This is a genomic window from Butyrivibrio sp. (genome assembly GCF_024699075.1).
Genome location: NZ_JAILQF010000480.1, coordinates 1 through 21,311 on the forward strand (window position 1 = coordinate 1; position 21,311 = coordinate 21,311).

The 21,311-nt window shown below is 38.0% G+C and carries 14 protein-coding genes and 1 pseudogene; all 15 read right to left on the minus strand.

What is annotated here, in order from left to right; all coding sequences use genetic code 11:
• Window positions 1-750: beta-galactosidase (locus K6G87_RS19095; RefSeq protein ID WP_296840858.1), on the minus strand; the 750-nt coding region annotated here is incomplete at its 3' end.
• Between the two features lie 276 nt (window positions 751-1,026).
• A complete protein-coding gene (locus K6G87_RS19100) occupies window positions 1,027-2,658 on the minus strand; it encodes an ABC transporter substrate-binding protein (protein ID WP_296840860.1) in 1,632 nt (543 codons plus the stop codon).
• 129 nt (window positions 2,659-2,787) lie between these two features.
• A complete protein-coding gene (locus K6G87_RS19105) occupies window positions 2,788-3,723 on the minus strand; it encodes a carbohydrate ABC transporter permease (RefSeq protein ID WP_296840862.1) in 936 nt (311 codons plus the stop codon).
• A 117-nt stretch (window positions 3,724-3,840) separates the two neighbouring features.
• On the minus strand, window positions 3,841-4,821 hold the full coding sequence (locus tag K6G87_RS19110) for an ABC transporter permease (protein ID WP_296840864.1): 981 nt from the start codon (window positions 4,819-4,821) through the stop codon (window positions 3,841-3,843).
• A gap of 336 nt (window positions 4,822-5,157) precedes the next feature.
• Window positions 5,158-5,622: an SsrA-binding protein SmpB gene (smpB, locus tag K6G87_RS19115; RefSeq protein WP_296840867.1), complete on the minus strand. Its 465-nt coding sequence runs from the start codon at window positions 5,620-5,622 to the stop codon at window positions 5,158-5,160.
• Window positions 5,623-6,219: 597 nt separating this feature from the next.
• A pseudogene (gene rnr / locus K6G87_RS19120) lies at window positions 6,220-8,355 on the minus strand (ribonuclease R); the annotation flags it as partial.
• A gap of 425 nt (window positions 8,356-8,780) precedes the next feature.
• Complete coding sequence (gene secG / locus K6G87_RS19125) at window positions 8,781-9,032, minus strand: preprotein translocase subunit SecG (protein ID WP_296840870.1); 252 nt, start codon at window positions 9,030-9,032, stop codon at window positions 8,781-8,783.
• 120 nt (window positions 9,033-9,152) lie between these two features.
• Complete coding sequence (locus K6G87_RS19130) at window positions 9,153-10,934, minus strand: ABC transporter ATP-binding protein (protein WP_296840873.1); 1,782 nt, start codon at window positions 10,932-10,934, stop codon at window positions 9,153-9,155.
• Window positions 10,934-12,667, minus strand: a complete 1,734-nt coding sequence (locus K6G87_RS19135; RefSeq protein WP_296840876.1) for an ABC transporter ATP-binding protein — start codon at window positions 12,665-12,667, stop codon at window positions 10,934-10,936. The genes K6G87_RS19130 and K6G87_RS19135 overlap by 1 nt, the downstream gene beginning before the upstream one ends.
• A gap of 357 nt (window positions 12,668-13,024) precedes the next feature.
• Window positions 13,025-14,698 carry a M3 family oligoendopeptidase gene (locus K6G87_RS19140; protein WP_296840879.1) on the minus strand — a complete coding sequence of 558 codons (1,674 nt, stop codon included), beginning with the start codon at window positions 14,696-14,698 and terminating at the stop codon, window positions 13,025-13,027.
• Between the two features lie 78 nt (window positions 14,699-14,776).
• Complete coding sequence (locus K6G87_RS19145) at window positions 14,777-15,991, minus strand: hypothetical protein (protein ID WP_296840882.1); 1,215 nt, start codon at window positions 15,989-15,991, stop codon at window positions 14,777-14,779.
• Window positions 15,992-16,085: 94 nt separating this feature from the next.
• Window positions 16,086-17,393 (minus strand): ATP-binding cassette domain-containing protein, encoded by a 1,308-nt coding sequence (locus tag K6G87_RS19150; protein WP_296840885.1) that lies wholly within the window; start codon window positions 17,391-17,393, stop codon window positions 16,086-16,088.
• Window positions 17,394-17,411: 18 nt separating this feature from the next.
• Window positions 17,412-19,163: an oligopeptide/dipeptide ABC transporter ATP-binding protein gene (locus tag K6G87_RS19835; RefSeq protein ID WP_330669958.1), complete on the minus strand. Its 1,752-nt coding sequence runs from the start codon at window positions 19,161-19,163 to the stop codon at window positions 17,412-17,414.
• A 16-nt stretch (window positions 19,164-19,179) separates the two neighbouring features.
• Window positions 19,180-20,160 carry an ABC transporter permease gene (locus K6G87_RS19165; RefSeq protein WP_296840888.1) on the minus strand — a complete coding sequence of 327 codons (981 nt, stop codon included), beginning with the start codon at window positions 20,158-20,160 and terminating at the stop codon, window positions 19,180-19,182.
• An 89-nt stretch (window positions 20,161-20,249) separates the two neighbouring features.
• The coding region (locus tag K6G87_RS19170; protein ID WP_296840891.1) for an ABC transporter permease at window positions 20,250-21,311 on the minus strand (1,062 nt) is incomplete at its 5' end.

The window sequence follows — 21,311 nt, forward strand, 5'->3', positions numbered from 1 at the left end:
ACTTGTTGTATGATGAAAGCCTGATCCCCAGTCATCGAACCAGCCAAGCCAGAATTCCATACAGGAAAGAGGTCCGTCTACATATTTTTGCATAAACTCAAAACGCTCTTTGGCATGTGAACCAAAGTTACCTGTCTGCAGGATTCCAGGTATTTTACCACCTGTAAAGGCATCATCATATGGTCCGTCTGATGTAAAGAGAGGAACATTTATTCCGTAACTTCTGATCAGATCTTTCATCCATTCCATGTACGCATGGTCATCACCATAATAACCATACTCATTCTCTATCTGCATCATGATAACAGGACCGCCATTATCATACATATAAGGCTTTATATATGGCATGAGTTTGTCATAATACTTTCGTACATGATCAAGATATGGCTTATATGAGCAGCGCAGCTTCATTCCATCTTCTTTTAAAAGCCATGCAGGTAATCCGCCGAACTCCCATTCAGCACAGATATACGGTGATGGTCTAAGAATGACATTAAGTCCTGTCTCTTTAGCTGTCTCTATAAATTTACCAAGATCAAGAATTCCGACAAAATTAAATTCGCCTTCCTTTGGCTCATGCATATTCCAGGGAATATAGGTTTCAACTGTATTACATCCCATTGCGCGGAGCTTACAAAGTCTATCCTCCCAGTACTGAGGCACTACTCTGAAATAGTGTATCGCTCCTGATATGAGATGGAATTCTTCTCCATCAAGATAATATTTGTCTTTAATTTCAATTCCGCTCATGTATATGTAACCTCATTTTGAAGTATTTGTTTTTAAACAAAAGTATAAGTACATTTTATGTAGTAACTAATATATTTAGTAATATGTTCACTAATATATCTGTTAATTTATTTTGTTATAGATTTAGTAAGTGTATCTGTATTATTTTTAGTGATACATCCGGTAAAGCTTTTTATGTATTTATAATTTTGTTCAAAATTTTTTTATATATTTTTTATAAAAATGGAGACGTACCCGAAGATACGCCCCCCAAGGATTTAAAGAATTACTATGAAATTACTTGTAAAGTGCATCAATCTGTGCCTGAAGTTCTGCAGTTACATCATCGATACCTGCATCCTTAAGCGCCTGCTGATATTCAGCAACGATCTCTTCTGCTGTTCCTGAATACTTACCAAATGCGATCTGCTTCATATAGTTAGTATGAATCTCATTGATCTGGTCAATCTGAGTTGAGATAGAATCAACGTTAGGAATGAACTGACCATAAGGATATTCAATCTTGATTCCGTCATACTCTGCATAAAGAGCATCAATAGCATCCCAGTTCATTGTTGCATCTCTGATCTCGAGGTCATCATTTCTGCCCCACCAGTAGTTAGTTACGATAGAATCAGCATCTGCGATTGTCTCTCTGAGACCCTCATCGTTAACATTGTACTGAACGCCTTCGATACCATAATTGAAAAGTCTGTAGCACTCTTCATCGTTTCTAAGAAGGTCATAAACCATAAGTGCTCTCTCAGGATTCTCTGAAGCAGCTGATACAGCCATAGCACCGTGTGTGATTGAAAGAGCTGTTACATTACCTGTCTCTTCACCAAAGTAGAAGAATCCAACTTCTGCATCATCGTCATCAGCAAAGATTGTGTTGTTAGTATGTCCAGGTGAGCAAAGGTCTGTCCATGTCTGTGTATGATGCTGCTCAGCAGCTGTCTTACCTACACGGAAGTCTTCACGGTTATCAGAAGATGTGTTATTAAGAACGTCTGTCTTCCAAACACCGATCTCATCCCATTCCTTCATGAGCTCAGCAAATTCAACAAGTGAATCTGTATCTGTGATATATGGGCTGTAGATTGTGTAAAGGTCATCCTTTGTACCACCCCACATAGCGCCGGAGTTGATACCATCGATTGATACATAGTTACTGTGTGATGAAATCCATCCACCAACCATTGTTGCATACTGTGTACCATCAGAATCCCAAGGCTGAACATCAGGATAAGCTTCCTTAACATACTTGAAGTATGTTGTCATGTCTTCCCAGCTCTTAACACCATCTGTAAGACCAGCTTCCTTAGCCCAGTCAAGACGATATGAGAATCCGTGGTTAGTCCACTGTGCATAATTATCTTCAGGCATCAGATAGATTTCTCCATCATATTTGCAGTATTCCCAGTTTTCTGCTGGAACTGAAGCCCATGTCTGAGGAGCATATGTCTGAAGCATCTCTTCTGAGAGTTCAAGGAATGCACCGTTCTTAGCATTTGGCCATGCATCAAGCCAGTCAGTAGCTGTTCCGACAAGATCAACTGTTCCGTCCATCTGAGCAAGTGTAAGATTGTAAACTGAAAGATAATCTGTCCAGTCAATGTAGTAGATCTCAAGCTCTGCATTAACCTTCTCTGTAAGAATTGCATTGAGCTGAGCAAGCATATCATCTGTAGCTGTGTTGTCAGGCTTACCACCTGTTGTCATATACTTGATCTTTACATGCTCTGATGTGTCGATCTCAGAAGCTGTCTCTGTTGTGCTGCCAGCATCCCCTGAACCTGCATCTTCAGCAGCCTGTGTGCCGCTCTCTGCCCCTGTGTCTGTTCCTGTTCCACCATCTGATGATCCGCAAGCTGCAAGTCCTGCTACCATAGTGAGTGAAAGAAGTGAAGCAAGCAATTTCTTTTTCATTAAGTACCCTCCTAATTGAAAAATTTATTAGTTACTGCGTTATTGCAGTCAACTTACATTGTTATGGAAACTATTCATATATAAGCTTCCGGTTACTATAGCTTTTATATTTATTGTATGTAATTCGTATTAACCCTTTACAGCACCTACTGTAATACCACCAATGAAGTATCTCTGTACGAAAGGATACAGAAGAACGATAGGACCTGTAGCTACAACTGCTGTTGCCATCTTAAGTGAGTTTGTAGGAAGATCTGTAACTGTTACAAACTGTGCTGCAACTGAGTTCTTAAGTGAGTTAGCTTCGTTAACTACTTTGTAAAGCATGTACTGAAGTGGATATGCATCTACCTTTGAGCTCAAGAACAGTGATGACTGATACCACTCATTCCAATAACCAAGTGCAAGGAAAAGACCTATTGTAGCAAGTGCAGGCTTAAGCATTGGAAGGATAAGTGATGTAAATATCTTCATATCTCCTGCTCCGTCAATCTTGCCTGACTCTGTTATTTCAAAAGGTATTGATTTTACAAAGTTCTTCATCAGGATGATGAGCCAAGGTGACATAAGAAGCGGAAGCAGTACTGCAAAGTAGCTGTCCTTAAGATGATATGTCTGTGTCATAAGAAGGTAATATGGTGCAAGTCCTGCCTGGAAAAGACTTGTGAAGTAGATGAAGAATGAGATTACATTTCTAAGTACAAAGTCTTTTCTCTGAAGAGCATAACCAGTCATGGATATGATCAAAAGTCCTACTGTTGTTCCTACAAGTGTCATAACAATCGTAAGAAGATATGACTTCCAGATTGCTCCACCACCTATTACCATGTCATAAGCTTCTGTTGTAAAGTCCTTAGGAAAAAGCTGAACACCCTGTGACCTTATAACTGCTTCTGATGTAAATGATGTTCCGATGATCAAAAGGAAAGGGAATAAGCAGGCAAGTGCATAAAGTGTTACGAATACGTATCCAACTCCTCTTATAATATAATCTGATGTTCCAAGCTTAACTCTGGCGCTTGAATCATATGTATCATAATCAATTTTTTTATCTTTCTTAGCCATTTATATCCTCCATACCATTTCGGTATCTGTAATTATCTGTTCTGTATTATGAAAAATATTTTTTCAAAATATGCAGTCCATGCATTTTTGAAGTGATCAAAAGGTCGCGTTATCTCATCAGAAAAGTGAATAATCAGGATCAATCTTCTTAACAACGAAGTTTACGATCATAACCATTGCAAATCCGATAAGTGACTGATACAAACCTACAGCAGATGCTGTTGAGAAGTTGAAGTCTGTCATTGTAGCACGATATACATATGTCTCAATGATATCGGTTGTTGAATACAGAAGTGAGTTTGTACCGATGATGTTATAGAACAGACCGAAGTTACCTTTTACAATTCCTCCGATAGCAAACAGGAGAAGGATTACTACTGTCTGACGAAGTCCTGGAAGAATAATGTATCTGATCTTCTGCCAAGCATTGGCACCATCAACTCTTGCTGCTTCAATGATCTCTGCATCGATACCCATGATGGAGGCGAAATATACAACCGAGTTATATCCGGTTGACTGCCACAGGTGAATCACTACGAGAAGTACCGGCCATACATTAGGATCTGAATAAGGGCTGAAAAGTTTATCTTCAGGAGTTCCCAGTGCTTTAAGAACACTGTTTACGAAACCGGTATCATAGTTTAAGAGGTTATAAACAAGAAGTCCGATAAGAACCTGTGATATGAAGTAAGGCAGGAACATCATTGTCTGTGAAACTTTCTTAAACCATTTATTCTGGATCTCATTAAGAAGTATTGCTACGAATACTGCGAAGAAATTACCAAGCAGAATAAATGCCAGATTATAAAGAATGGTATTTCTTGTCAGCATACCGAGCTTACCTGATGTAGCAAGGAACTCAAAGTTCTTAAGTCCGATAAAGTTACTTCCGAAAATACCTTTTCGATAGTTGTATTTAACAAATGCAACATAGATTCCCGGCATTGGTGCATAGCTGAAAGCTATAAAGAAAATAATAGCCGGAATGCACATAAGAACAAGTGTACGATTTCTCCAAATCTTCTGTCCAAATGTCAGAGATGACTTGCGAGGCTTAATCTTCTCCACCCCATTAACAGTTTCATTTTTCTTACCCATACTTTCCTCTCCCGCGTTAATGCAAATGAATGTAATTTTTTGAAATCGGTTTCTTTATTGTTGATAAAAAATGGAAGTTTCTAAACCAAAACACATATATGATATGTATAAATAGTTAACTTCCGTTGTTTTTACAATACTTAATGTCTTTTTTCACAATGTTTTCACAATCATTTGTGATATTTGACATATATTTTATTTTGAAACCCATTTCATAGTGTCATATTACACAATACGCGCAATAATGTCAATAGAAAATAAAAAACATATTAAAAGACTGATGAAATTGTATAAAAAATACCTCCAAAAAGCATATACTTTTTGGAGGTTTTGACATCACCTTAGACGCATTTTGTAATTTTTCTCTACTTCTCTCTGTTGATCTCGCTTAGCATCAGCTTCTCTCTTATCATAGAGCTTCTTGCCTCGGCCAAGGCCAATCTCTACTTTAACTCGGCCTTTTTTGAAATAGACCTGAAGAGGAACTATTGTGTATCCCTTGACCTTAACCTGCTGTTCAAGTTTCATGATCTCGTTTTTGTGAAGGAGAAGTCTTCTTACGCGGAGAGGATCCTTATTGAATATATTGCCCTTTTCATAAGGACTTACGTTCATTCCGCAAAGGTCAGCCTGGCCATCTTTGATCACCACAAAGGATTCTCCAAGACTGCACTTGCCCATGCGAATTGACTTAACTTCTGTTCCGACAAGTTCTATTCCTGCTTCATACTTTTCTTCGATAAAATATTCATGGTATGCCTTCTTGTTATTACATACCAGCTTTATCTTTTCTTCTGCCATTTTGCTTCTCCATTTCAAGTTATATTAGCGCTTTTTGTTCTGACTGCTGCGGGCAGCTTTAGATGTTGCAGACTTCTTATACTTGTGTACTTTGTACTTCTTTCGTCCTTTTTCTTTAGGACCATTATCTGCAAAGCTGCGACTCTTATCTTTGGATGATCTATCTTTTCTGCTTCTATCCTTAGATTCATCATCTTTGGATTTTCTGCTTCTGACTTTAGGTTCATCATCTTTAGCTTTTCTGATTCTGTCCTCAGACTCATCATCTTTGGATCTTCTGGTTCTGTCCTTAGATTCATCAACTTTAGATCTTCCGTTTCTGAATCTGCTATCTTTTGATCTTCTGCCCTTTTCCCTTGGTCTTCCTGTACGGCCATCAGGTTCATAGCCCTCGATCATCTTTTTCTTACGTTCATGCTCAAAAAGTTCAGCCGCTGTCATAAGATTATCATCTTCGCCATCGCTAAAGTCAATATCATCTATGCCGGTTGCTTTTATTGATTTTGCTTCTTTAGACTCCTGATCCTTTTTCCTTAAGGCCTCTTCTTCCATGAGTTTAAGTACATAGTGCTTTTTAGCAGGCTTTACCTGTATATCATCAGGATCTGTATCTTCATCTACAATCCTGAAGTCTACAGTCTTTTCAAGTCTGTCTGCTCCTACTACCTTGATCTTTACTTTCTGTCCGAGTCTGTATTCTCTTCCAAAATCTGTTCCAGTAAGAGTGAAATTCTGTTCATCAAAGACATAATAATCATCTGTAAGTTCAGATAGTCTTATCATTCCTTCGCAGGTATTATCTAGTTCTACAAACATTCCCCAGGCAGTAACACCTGAGATGACGCCTTCATATACTTCTCCTATGTGCTGCTCCATGTACTGGGCTTTCTTTAATTTATCTGTATCACGTTCTGCATCATCAGCTCGTCTTTCAGTATCTGAGCAGTGCTTGGCAACTTCCGGCAGAATTTCAGTATAATGTGCAAGTTTCTTTTCATCAAGTCTTCCTCTTATGCTATCCTTGATGATCCTGTGAATCTGAAGATCCGGATAACGTCTTATGGGAGAGGTGAAGTGACAGTAATACTGGAGTGCAAGGCCAAAGTGACCTACACATTCTGTCGTATATTTAGCCTGCATCATGCTTCGCAGGGCCACTCTGCTTATTATGGACTCTTCTCTGCTTCCTTGTATCTTGGAGAGGAGCTTTTGAATCTCCATAGGTCTTATCTCATCCTGACGGATATTAAGATGATAGCCAAAACCTCTTATGAAGTTTGTGAGCGTATCAATCTTAGCTTCAGATGGCTGTTCATGTGTTCTGTATACAAATGGAACCTGAAGCCAGTAAAAATGCTGGGCTACAGTTTCATTTGCAGCAAGCATGAAATCCTCGATAAGCTCGTTGGCAGGACCCCTTTCTTCTTTTTCAATACTTACAGGGTTACCTTCTGTATCAAGCTTTATCTTGGCCTCAACTGAATCAAATTCTATAGAGCCTCGCTCTGATCTGCGCTTTTTAAGGATCTTGGCAAGCTCATACATCTGCTCGAACATTGGGACGAGCTCTTTATATTTCTCTTTTTCCTCTTCATCATTATCAACTATGATCTTGCCTACACTTGTATAGGTCATTCGCTCATCTACGTTGATAACGGATTCTACTATTTCATGATCTACAATATTGCCCTTGTCATCAATCTTCATAAGGCAGCTCATGGCAAGTCTGTCTTCTCCATGATTAAGGGAGCAGATGCCATTTGAGAGTTTATGCGGAAGCATGGGTATTACGCGGTCTACAAGATATACGCTTGTTCCGCGCTTTAGTGCTTCTCTGTCAAGGGCAGAGCCTTCCTGCACATAATTGGCTACGTCTGCGATATGTACGCCAAGATGATAGAAGCCTTCATCATCTATGCTTACGCTTACTGCATCATCAAGATCTTTACTTTCTTCGCCGTCGATTGTCACCATCTGGACATCTCTAAGGTCTTTTCTTCCAAGCATATCCGCTTCACTTACTTCATCAGCAGTGCGCATTGCCTGATTCATAACTCTTTCAGGGAACTGGCTTGGAATCTCATATCCTTTTACGATAGAAATGATATCAACACCAGGATCATTGATATTACCGATTATCTCTTTGACTTTTCCTTCAGGATTTTTGCCTGTTTCGCTGTCGCCATAATCTGTGATCTCAACTACTACCTTATCTCCTGACACTGCGCCCTTACTGCGTTCCTTTGGAACAAAGATATCGTTCGGGATTTTATTATTATCTGCTCTTACAAAGCCAAAGGTTTTGGAGCTTTCATAAGTTCCGACAACTTCAGTCATTGCACGCATTACAATTCTTATTATGCGGCCTTCTTCTCTTTTACCGGCCTGTGCTGCCTTAAGCTCTACAGCTACTGTGTCTCCAAGGAAGGCATTGCCCGTATCTCCCTCAGGAATATAGATATCTTCATCTCTTCCTTCGACAGTTACAAAGCCAAATCCTCTGCTGTTACTTGTGAATACACCTATGATCCCGACATCTGACTTAAGATATCTGCCTCTGTTATTTCTTATTATCTGACCTTCTTTAATAAGGTCTTCCAGAATCTGCGCAAGTTCATTTCTGTCTTCCTTTTCAACCTGCAGAAAGACAGCAAGCTCTTTTTCCTTCATTGGTGAATATTTATCATCATGAATGAAAGCGTTGACCATAGCCTTGCGATCCTGCGCTATCATAAATGTTTCCTGTTCATTTTTCCTTCTTTTATTTGCCATTATTAACCTCATACTGCAAGCAAAATGAGTAATATACCCTTCAATCAAGGGCTATACTCTTGTTTGGGTCTGCCGGACATACGCGGCAAACCTATTATCGTGAATAATTTTTGAAGTCAAACCTGTAAATACTGCCAATTATTATTAAAAATAAATACTGCTAGTTATTATTATAAATACTGCTAGTTATTATTATAAATACTGCTAGTCATTATTAAAAATATACACTGCTACTTATTATTATAAATGAAATATACTCTCTTTAAAAACTTATTGTGAACTACCCATAATTTTAAGTTAAACTCGCAAACGCTTCGCTTTTTGCTCGTTATAAAAAGAAAAAAGCGACACCCTATAAATAGAGTGCCGCGTAATGGTTCTATAAATCAGTCTACGATTCCTGTATTAAGGAATATAGAAAGTGCGAAGAAAAGAACTGTAAGAACGATTGTAGCTGTTCTAAGTCTTCCTTCTTTAGAACGTCCTTTGTTCTTAGCCCAATATGTATCAGTACTAGCCTGACCTGTAAGAGCTCCAAGACTCTGTGTCTTACCCTGCTGTGAAATGATAATTGCAACAAGGCCTACACAAACACCCAAATATATAATATTTACAAGAAGTTTAACTACAAATGCCATTGTAAAATGACCTCCAAATTTATTCTGTTATAGCAATCCAAACTATATCTGTCTATACGAACAGACCTTGATTAGAATAACATACCTGCAAACATTTTTCAACTGTATTTTTACATATGATTATGCAAACTGAGCCATATACAGGTCATAATATGCACCGTGTTTCTGGATAAGTCTGTCATGGCTTCCACTTTCTACTATTCCGCCATCATTTATAACAAATATTCTGTCAGCGCTCTTTATTGTAGAAAGTCTGTGAGCTATTACAAAACTTGTTCTTCCCCTAAGCATTGTCTGGATGCCTTTTTGTACCAGAAGCTCTGTATGTGTATCGATATTACTTGTAGCTTCATCAAGTATCAGGATCTTGGGCTGTGAGATCATAGTTCTTGCAAATGCTATGAGCTGCCTTTGACCTATTGAAAGACCTGCGCCTCTTTCTTTTAATACAGTATCATATCCTTTTTCCAGCTTCATGATAAAGTCATGCGCATTTACAGCTTTAGCGGCACTTATCATTTCTTCTTCGGTTGCATCAAGCTTTCCATACATGATATTGTCTCTGACTGTTCCGCTGAATATGAAATTATTCTGAGTCATGATACCCATCTGCTTCCTAAGGCTTTTAATAGTAACATCAGTTATATCCTGACCATCAACAAGTATTTTGCCTTTCTGGATATCATAAAATCTGCTTATAAGATTAACTATTGTTGTCTTACCTGCTCCTGTTGGTCCTACAAGGGCAATTGTTTCTCCGGGATTTGCCGTAAAGTTCACATCCTCGAGGACTTTTTTCTCAGCTTCAGTTCCTTCATCGTAAGTAAAGCCTACATGCTCAAAGCTTACTGTTCCTTCAATATCAGAAATATCTTCAGAATCCTTTTTGTCCACTATTTCAGGCTTTGTATCCAGGATATCAAATACTCTTTCTGCAGCTGATATGTTGGTAACAAGCTGATTGTAATAGTTCGAAAGTCCCATTATAGGGCTCCAGAACATATTTGCGTAGCTGGCAAAAGCAGCTATAAGTCCAACGGATGCTGCTGTGTAGCCAAGTATTTTGACTGCAACAAGATACAGTATCATACTGCTTATAGCCCAGCTCATATCAATTGCGGGTCCGAACAAGTCTGCAGCCCTGCAGGCAGAAATATATGAATCTCTGTGTTTATTGGCAAGCTGTTCAAAGGTTGATCTTGTTTCATCTTCTGCATGAAAGCTCTGAACAACAGCTATTCCTGCTATATCTTCATGAACGTATGCATTGAGGTTTGAAGCCTTTTTTCTCATATCAGCCCATCTGCTATGAGTCATGCCTCTTATATAAAAGATAGAAATTACCATAAGTGGCAGTGAACACAGGGTTCCAAGTGCCAGCCTCCAGTCTTTGACCATCATGATGATCACTACTCCTGCAACTGTTATGAAGTTAGGAATAAGATTTGTAATGGTGTTAGACATTACGTCTTTAAGTGAATTAACATCACCTATTATCCTTGCCAGGATCTTACCTGTAGGTCTTGAGTCAAAAAATGTAAATGACAGCTTTTGAATATGTTCGTAAAGCTCTTCTCTTATATCAAGAAGTATCTGATTGGCAACTTTATTCATAAGATACATTCTGAGCTTTACAAACAGCATATAAACAATTCCAAGTAAAGCTACTACAGTCGTTATAATAAGAAGTCCTCTTATATTCTTATTGGCAACATGCACATCTATCGCATATTCGATGAGCAGAGGGCTTACAAGACTGATTGCAACAGTTATTAGTAAAGACAATATTACCGGAATAATTTCTTTTATGTGCGGTCTTAAATAACGTATTATTCTGGCAAATATAAGCTTTCTGTCGCTATTTTTGATATGCTCATCTTCTCTAAAAGAATTAGCAGCCATTATGCGCTTACCTCCATTTCCTGAAGAGAGCCGTACTGAGCAATGTAGGTGTCGTAGTAAAGTCCCTTCTTTCTAAGTAATTCTTCGTGTGTTCCTCTTTCTGCGATACGGCCGTTATCAAGGTATATGATTTCATCAGCGCCTCTTACAGCAGATATTCTGTGCGCTACAATAACTCTTGTTACCGCCTTGATATCAGACAGTGTCTTCTGAATCTCTGCCTCTGTCTCCATATCAAGAGCTGATGTAGAATCATCAAGTATCAGTATTGGAGCCTTCTTGGAAAGTGCTCTTGCTATACTTATTCTCTGTTTCTGTCCGCCGGAAAGACCTACACCTCTTTCACCGATCACAGTGTCATATTTGTCTTCAAGTTTTTCTATAAATGCATCTGCATTAGCCATGTGCGCAGCTTTGGTTATCTCCTCGTCTGTCATTTCCTCACGACGCCCCATGCGGATATTTTCACTAATAGTATCTGAAAAAAGAAATACGTCCTGCATCACTACTGCTGACGCTTCTCTAACCTGGTTAAGGTCCATCGCCTTTATATCCTGTCCATCAAGCTTTATTGTTCCTTTAGTCGGATCATAAAAGCGCTGTATAAGATTGACAATTGTAGATTTGCCTGATCCTGTCTGGCCCATTATTCCAAGTGTTTTGCCCTGAGTAAGCTTAAAGCTTATATCCTCAAGAATATGGTTATCGCCAAAATCAAGTGATACATGATCAAATTCTATGCTTCCTTTAACTTCGTCCAAGTGCTTTGGCTCTTGTGACATTGAAAGTGTTGAATGAACCTTATATATCTTTCTGACTTTCTTAAGTGACGCAATGGCGCTTGAAAATTCGTTAGTGATCCAGCCAAGTTCTTCCAAAGGCCATGTGCAGTTTCGGCTGTATATGATATATGCTGTAAGTTCTCCAAGGTCCATATTTCCATTTATAACAAAGAATCCGCCAAGTACAGCACATGCAACAGGAAGAAGTGTTCCTGCAAGCTGGAATACGGGATAGAAGCGAATAAGAGCCATTGCTTCCTTCATGTTGTACTTGTAATAACTTATGTTATGCTTTTTAAACTTATCAATTTCATATTCTTCTCTGGCAAAAGCCTTTACTGTTCTTACTCCGGCAAGGTTTTCTTCTGCAATTGTTGTAAGCTTTGCATTTTCTTCACTGATATCTTCATAGATACTATCAAGCTTTTTCTCCATAAAGATCGCAGTTGCACCACATAGAACCATAAAAGTGAAAGGAAGTATTGTAAGAACAGGATTTATGTCGAACATAAAATACAAAACCAAAACTGCATTAAGTGTAACTTCCATTCCTCGCATTGCAACCATTCCTACGAGGTTGTATATCTTGTCTATATCATCCTTGACCCTTGCCATAAGTTCACCAGTGTTGGCATCGTCGAAATAATCTAGTGACAGTCCCTGAATATGATTAAATAAATCCTTACGCATCTCAGTTCCGATGGTTATGCAGTTTCTGTCAAATGTAAATTCCTTGAAATAGCCAAATACACTTCGGCCAATTCCGATCATAACGATTGCAGCAAGAAACAGATAAAATCTTGAGAAATCCTGTCCTATAATTACTTCATTAACTATAAGCTCAGTAACTTTAGGAAACATCATGTCAAGTGCAATAGCAATTAACATGAAGATAATTGCAATAGTATATGTCACAATGTGCTCTTGCACGTAGCTTCTAAGTGTCTTCATTAGTTTCCTCCTTCATAAATCTAAAAACATATCTAAAAGCATCTGTAAAAAAGTGCATAAAAAAACCAGGTAAGTGCACTTTACCTGGTTAATTCCATAATAAAATATTCAAATTATCAGAGCATATACAAATAGCTACTCTACTCCTAATTCAAATATATAACCATGAGGTAAAGCAATATCAAAAGTATTGATCTTATTAAAATGAAATACATCCGCATTAAATGTCACTAAGTTAATCATTTATCTTTACCTCACTTTCTTTAGTATTTACCGGCCCGTAACCAAACCGATGCTTTTATTATTATAAATATATATACATTTGTCAACAGTTTTTTGACCTTTTAGTCAAAAAAATCAGAGCATACTGCTTTCAAGCTGCTTAACAACATTTTTAAGACATCCGTCTTCGAATGGATTGTTAAGTCCTACTCTTGTGATCATACTGTCAAAAAAGTCTGATGCAGAGAGTTTACAAAGCTCAAGGTAACTGTTCCAGGCTGCCTTATAATCCTTGTCCATCCATACCTTGTACTGAAGAGCATCAGTTCCTGCAATACAATAATCAATGTAATAAAGCGGGCTATCATAGATATGATGCTTGTTCTGCCAGAAAGCGCCACCTTCGTAATATGGATTTCCGCTGTAATCAAGATGTGGTTTGTACTGGCGTTCAAGATCATGCCATACACCATTTCTATCCTTAGGTGAAAGCCCCGGATTTTCATAAGCTATATGCTGGAACTCATCTACCATTGTTCCGTATGGAATAAAGAGACATGAATCTTCAAAATGCATATCCACATAATCTTTAGCACGATCACCAAAGAACAGATTCATCCATGGCTCTGTAAAGAATTCCATAGACATGGAGTGAGTCTCTGCAGTCTCCATTGTAATATCCTGGTACTCTCTTACAAGCTCATTTCTTACAACAAAGCCCTGGAATGCATGTCCACACTCATGTGTTATAACGTCAGCATCAGATGATGAACCATTGAAGTTTGCAAAAATAAATGGAGATTTATAGTCAGGAAGATATGTCATGTATCCGCCTGTCTTTTTGGTCTTACGTCCAAGTACGTCAAAAAGGTCATTATCGCACATGAAGTTCATGAACTCAGCAGTTTCAGGCGAGAGCTCATTATACATCTTACGTCCGGCTTCAAGTATCTGCTCAGGAGTTCCGATCGGTGCAGGATTACCATTTGCAAAGTATACACCTTCATCCTCAAAGTGAAGCTTTGAAAGACCAAGTCTCTTTCTTCTTATGTCATGAAGCTTTTCTGCAAAAGGCACAAAATCTCTTTTGACCTGTTCTCTGAAAGACTTAAGATCATCCGGTCCATAGTTATTGCGCTGCATACGGGCATAGCCAAGAGGAAGATAGTTCTTGTGTCCCATCTCTTCGCCCTGCTTGGTCCTGTTCTTTACAAGCTTGTCATAAATATCATCAAGTGCTTCCGAATTAGACTCATAGAAAGCTGAATACTTCTTCCATGCCTCTTTTCTGACTTCAGGATCTGAGCTGTTAAGATATGGATTCATAAGTGAAAGGTTAAGTGTATCACCATTCCAATCGATCTTAGCAGTTGCAAGAAGCTTATTATACTCATCCTGAAGCTTATTTTCTTCCTGCATAAGTGGAAGGATCTTCTCAGAAACAGATGCTTCTGCAAGTTCCATATTTTTAAATGCAACCTTACCGATCTTCTCTTCAAGATATGGTCTGAATTTTGAATGAAGGAGTTTCTTTTTGTACTCAACACTTACATTAGCAAGTATGGGATTTACTTCATTCCAGAAGTCATTTTCTTTTTCATAGAATTCATCAGTCATATCAACGTCATGTCTTATCTCTGCTATAACTGCCTGAGTCATAACATGCTCGTTAAGATCATAATACTCCTGATGGATCTGCCACTGCTCTTCGCCGCTTTCTGCGTTCTCCATTCTTTTAGTGAGATCTGCAAAGTCTTTTTTGACCTGCTCGATATCAGGTCTTGTATACTTCATTTCATTAAATTTCATATCTCAAGGTCCCCCTTTATTATGCCTTTCATTTAGTACTAATGAAGTGCTATTTATTCGTTTTTACGTTTTGTTTTACTATTTTGTTTCTTTGATCTCGCCATCTATTACATAGATACTATATATACCTTTTGAAGTAAGATTACTAAGTGCATCAGTATCAAGTGTTTCATTACTTTGCGCGTTTATAAAGATATCATAAGCTGACAGAACCATATCTGCACATGTGCTATCATCAACATCTGATAGAAGATACAAACTTGTAGATCCTGTATCTGAGGTACCGTCTGCCTTTATATAATATGACACCTCTGTTCCATCCTGATACATATAAAAATTGCCGACATCTTCCTTGGTTGCAAGGAAATTTTTGAGCCATACAATATTCTTTGGTCCTCTGTAAGGGTATTCCGAAGAAACAGCTACATTATCTCCATCAGAATAATATATATTCAAAGAAAAGTCTGTATCGCTACTTAGATTAACCGTAACTCCATCATCAGAAAACAGATACCCGTTAGTAAGACCAGCCTCTTTTAACTTATCTGCTGTAAGATCAGCAACAAAGGCATTTCTAAGCCATCCAAGATCAAGAAGCTCTGTGATCTCATTTTCTTCACAGAAAGCTTTATACTCATCCGATACATGAAGTATGATAGTATTATCTCCCAAAAGCTCTATATTGATACTATCAGGATCTGCTGCAAATTCTGCAACTTCTGATACATATTCCAAAATATCTGCATCCTTTGAAGGATCATATACTGCAGCCTCTGAATCAGATGTACTGTTAAATACAGCAGTATAATATGCAAGTGCCGGTGCAAGATATATAGATCTGTTATCATACTTATCAAGCATTTCAAATACGTAATACAGATCCTCATCTACAACTATTTCAGTTTCAGGATTATAGCTTATATAGCAAAGATTATAAACATCAGAATATATATTATTAGGACTAAAAAGTCTGTAGTAATTGACCATAGCCTGTGAATAAACAGGGACTATTGCTTTCTTCTCTGCTGTTGATGATACTCCCTCCTGTCCAAGATTGTACTCAAGTGTAAATTCATCACCAAGATTTATATCACTAGTAGAATCCACTTCTATAACAGTCCATCCGGAATCAGCATTGTTAAGAAGCCATACCGCATATGCAAAAGAAGCTACTGCAATACCTACAAATACCAGAGTCAGAATAAGACGTCTTAATAAATGATCATTATTAACCTCTGCTTGCTTAATCCTGTCAGGCTTTGGTCTATCAGTTCTTATATATCTATTACCCATACTAAACCTCGTGTCGCAAGTAATATCACGAACTATAAAAAATAATATAGGTATCAAAAGTTCCCCTTTGATACCTACATAAAATACTAAATAATTATTTCAGTGCATATAGAAGGGCTAACAGGAACAATACTATTATGGCACCAATAAAGATAAGTCCTGTAATAGTACCTGTTTTTACTCTTCTGTAGTTACGTGCATAGTGCTTTTTCTTAAATACAGCCATAAGGATAAGACCGAGAATAGGAAGGAAAAATGTAAGCACTGTAAGCCAGAGAGCACCTGTATCATGAATAGGTGTATTCTTAAGAATATCCTCATCAATAGTAGCATCTCCTACTGTTGTCTCCTGATTAGCAAGTTCTTCATCTGTCATGATGGTGATTGACTTAACAGGAATGTTAGCTTCACGAATCTTCTTGTATTCTTCTATCTCTTTGGCATTACCATATACGAAATGGTTATGACCTATATCTACCATAGATGGCTTATCAGTTGAATAGTCATGCTGACTTGCATCGTATGTCAAAAGCTTCTTACGCTTCTCAAGCTTAGGATCCGGAAGCGGAATAGCTGAAATAAGGGATTTTGTATATGGATGAAGAGGGAAATTAAACAGCTCTTCAGAATCTGCTACTTCCACAATACGTCCCTTATAAATAACACCGATTCTATCAGAAATAAATCTTACGATTGAAAGGTCATGAGCTATGAAAAGGTAAGTTACACCCTTTTCCTTTTTGAACTTATTCATAAGATTAAGAACCTGGGCTCTGATAGAAACATCAAGAGCTGAAATAGGCTCATCAGCTACAACAAGTTCAGGTTCCATTACCATTGCTCTTGCAAGGCCTACACGCTGTCTCTGTCCACCAGAGAACTCATGAGGATAACGAGTAAGATGCTCAGGAAGAAGACCAACTTCGTTGATAATATTCTCTACTTTCTGAACTCTGTCAGCTTCATCCTTAAAAAGGTGGAAGTTGTAAAGACCTTCTGAGACGATGTAATCAACTGTAGCACGCTCGTTAAGAGATGCAGCAGGATCCTGGAATACCATCTGTACGTTTCTTATTACTTCACGATCAAGAGAATGCGGTATCTTACCAGAGATACGAACACCCTTATAATCTATCTCACCCTTAGCAAGAGGGTTAACTCTGATTACGGCACGGCCAATTGTTGTCTTACCTGAACCGGATTCACCAACAAGAGAGAATGTCTCGCCCTTGTAAATATCAAATGATGCATCCTGTACAGCCTTAACAGCGTCAGCTCCTTTACCGAATGTAATATCTATATCTTTTACGGACAACAGTATCTCTTTTCCTGTCTTCTCATCGATAGGTCCTTTTTCAGGAAAATGAGATGCTGTATTGTTCTTTTCATATGTATTAGCCACTTTGTGTATCTCCATCTATTAGATATTGAACGCCTTGATCAGCGTCTCGTGAATGTTACAAATTCCTTCAGGCTTTTCAACCTTAGGAGAACGAGGATCAAGAAGCCATGTCTTGGCATAATGAGTATCAGTAACCTTGAACATAGGTGGTTCCTTAACAGAATCGATCTTCAAAGCATACTGGTTACGAGGTGCAAATGGATCACCTTCTATATCATTATACAGTGACGGAGGTGTTCCTGTGATAGAGAACAGATCTTCATTAGGCTTAGCAAGCTGAGGAAGTGAGGACAAAAGTGCCCATGTGTATGGATGATGAGGATCATAGAATACTTCATCTACAGTACCATACTCAACAATCTGTCCTGCATAAAGAACAGCTACACGATCAGCTATATTAGCAACTACTCCAAGGTCATGTGTAATGAATACTATTGTATAATGGAACTCTTTCTGCAGATCTTTAAGAAGCTGCAGGATCTGTGCCTGAATAGTAACATCAAGAGCTGTTGTAGGCTCATCACAAATAAGAATCTTAGGCTGACATGAAAGAGCAATAGCTATAACTATACGCTGTCTCATACCACCTGAATACTCAAACGGGTAGTCATCAAAACGATTCTCTGCATTAGGAATACCAACCTTCTTCATAAGTGTAAGTGCTCTTACACGAGCTTCAGCTTCAGTACACTGCTGATGCTTCATAATGATAGAAGTTATCTGCTTACCGATAGTAATGATTGGGTTAAGAGATGTCATAGGATCCTGGAATACTGTAGCTATCTTATTACCTCTTATCTGAGCCCAGTCCTCTTTCTCCTTAACGTCAGCAATATTAAGAATTGCAACGCCGTGAAGAGTATCTTCAGTCTCATCTACATAGCGTACATGGAATGCAACTGTATCAAATACCTGATTACGAGCTTCTTCATTGTCAAGATCTACACCGATCTTCATTGCCTTTTTGATAGCATCAAAAAGACCACCCATAAGCTTGTATGCTCTAAAGTATCCATAACGTCCGCCTGAAAGGTACATTTCCTTGGCAAGAACTTCATTTCTCTTCTTCTGCTCTTCCGTAACAGGGCGAGAAATTTCTTCCTGATATGTAGTTTTAAGCTTAGCTATCTCAGAGCTGTAATACTCTTTGGTCTTAGTGTCAGCTTCAAATTCAGCTATATGTTTTTTTACAGCTTCATCCTTCTTAGCTTTAAGTTCCTTGATCTGTTCATCATATTCCTTGATCTTCTGACCAGCCTCTTTTATAAGGTGCTTCTCAGTTTTAGGATTATATGTCTGACGCTTGTTGAAAATCTCTGTACGCTCGTACTTAAGATTTTCAAGCTTGTTAGCAATCTTCTCGCGCTCTTCTTCGTTGAGATCCATCTTGGCATCTCTTTCTTTTTCAAGAGCTCTGATCTTCTTATAAGTTTCAGCACCAAATTCAAGTCCGGAACAGTCATCAAGCTTAGCCTTATACTTATTGATCATTTTATGAGCAAATGAATTGTATGAAACTTTGGTATCTGCAAGATCAAGATCGTTATAAACAATCTCACCCTTATCGATAAATCCGTTACTATCAAGCATTCCAGCAAATGTCTTAGTAAATACAGACTTACCTGAACCTGACTCACCTACGATAGCGATTGATTCATCTTCATAAATGTCTAATGAAATTCCTCGTATTGCAGTAAGGATACGTCCTCTTACATGAAATTTAACTACGAGGTCCTTGACTGACAATAATACTTTCTTATCTTCTGCCATTTCTTTATCTATCCCCTTACATATGTGTTCTAGGATCTGAAGCATCACCAAGGTTCTGGCCTACTACATACAGTACGACTGTAATAATTGATACGACTACTACAGGGCTCCAGAACTCGAACTGCCATCCTGAAATTGCCATCGAACTTTCATACTGGTATATCAGTTTACCAAGAGACATATCAGCCATACCCATTCCGATGTAGGAAAGGAATACCTCATAAGAAATATAAGAAGGTATCTCTGCTGCAGCAAGTGTAACTATGATTGATGTCATGAAAGGCAGGATGTTTCTGATCGCAATCTTGAATATTGATGTTCCAAGACAGCGCGATGCAAGATTGTACTCTCTATCTCTTATAATAATTACCTGCGTTCTAAAGAAGTAGGCTATGAATATCCATCCTGTTACTGTCATTGCAAAAACCATGGTCGCAAAACTGGATGAAAGTACAAGTACAAGTACTGAAACTACCAATGTCAAAGGTACGTTACCAACAATGTTATAAACCTCTGTCATAATGAGATCAAACTTTTTGGAGAATCCCCAAATAGCACCAATGATTACACCAAGAGTCATGTTAATGATCGCACATGTAAATGCAAATGAAATTGAAATCCTTGCACCATTCCATACAGCATCAAATGTGGATTCACCTGAACCACCACGGCCAAGTATTTCATGAATAGAAAAACCATTCTTAGCAATTGAAGCTGCCGGTGTAAGATGCTTCATCGTAGCATCTGTAATATTTGCAAACTTATCATATCCTGAGAACATAGGATAAATATATGCAAATGCTATAAGGAAAAGCAATATCAGGAGCATAACGATATTGATCTTCTTTTTAAAGAATACACGGAAAACAGACTTCCAATAAGAATATCTTGGAGCTGTGATTTTTTCCGCTTCTGATTTATCATGCTCATCAAAAGAGAAAAGCTCTTCTTCAGACATGCCTTCCAAATCATCTTTTAACTCGAATTTTTCAGACATAATTTCCTCATTTCCAAGCGGCAATGCCGCATTTTTTTATTACAAGTTGTTGATAATTCTTATCCTGTTCTATACAAGATGATCTAATATTATCTAGCCTTATCTGAGAATGAGATTCTCGGATCAAACATAGCCATAAGGATATCTCCAAGTATTACTGATGTAATACCAAGAAGTGTATAGAAAAGAGTTACACCAACAATTACGCCGTTATCATACTTGGCAATAGCTTCTACAAGAAGATTACCTGCACCAGGTACAACATATACTTTCTCAGTAATGATCGCACCTACAAGTGCTGCAAGAATAGTTCCGGGAATACCATGAACTATCGGAATAACAGCATTTTTGAAAATGTGCTTTCTGAATATTTCATTATCAGTAAGACCACATGCCTTAGCGAACTTAACATAATCTGAGTTCTGCTGATCAATCATATATCTTCTGAGCCATTTCATAAGATCTGCGATACTCTTAATAGAAAGAGATATGATAGGCAGCACATACATGAGTTTGCTTGTAGACTCCATATCAAAGGTTGTAGGAAGTCCTGCTGAACCACCAATTGCTTTAACCATGAAGATATAAGCAAGTGAAGGAACTGCTATAGCAAATACTATGTATGCTGTTCCAATCTTATCAATAGCTTTATCCTTGTGTCTTGCCATTGCAATACCAAGTGAAACGCCAAGAACATAAGCGATAATACTTGAGATGAGACCTATTACAAATGAATAACCAATCTTTGAAAGACCACTCTTAACTGTAGAAACATTTGTATAATCATCTACAAAGAGTCTCTGGTTAAGTGCGCTTGACTCAAGTGATCCCTTAACATAAGTAGCTGTATGAAGATCATCAGCAGATGCTTCTACTACTCCTGAAGGGAATGTAACTTCTGATGTTACATAAGATCCCTGTGCAAGTGTCATTGTATCAAATACATCAATTCCCGCATTAACCGTATAGGATGTACCAAGACTAATCTTAATAAGATTCTGGTGAATGTAAGGGAAATTATTATCAAAATAAAGTAAGTACTTATATTTAGTACCATTTCCGATAATAGCAGGTGAGAATTTATCACCGCCATAAGCCGGATCATGTAAAGTAAAACTAATACCACGTTCTCCGATATCTATAGAATCATC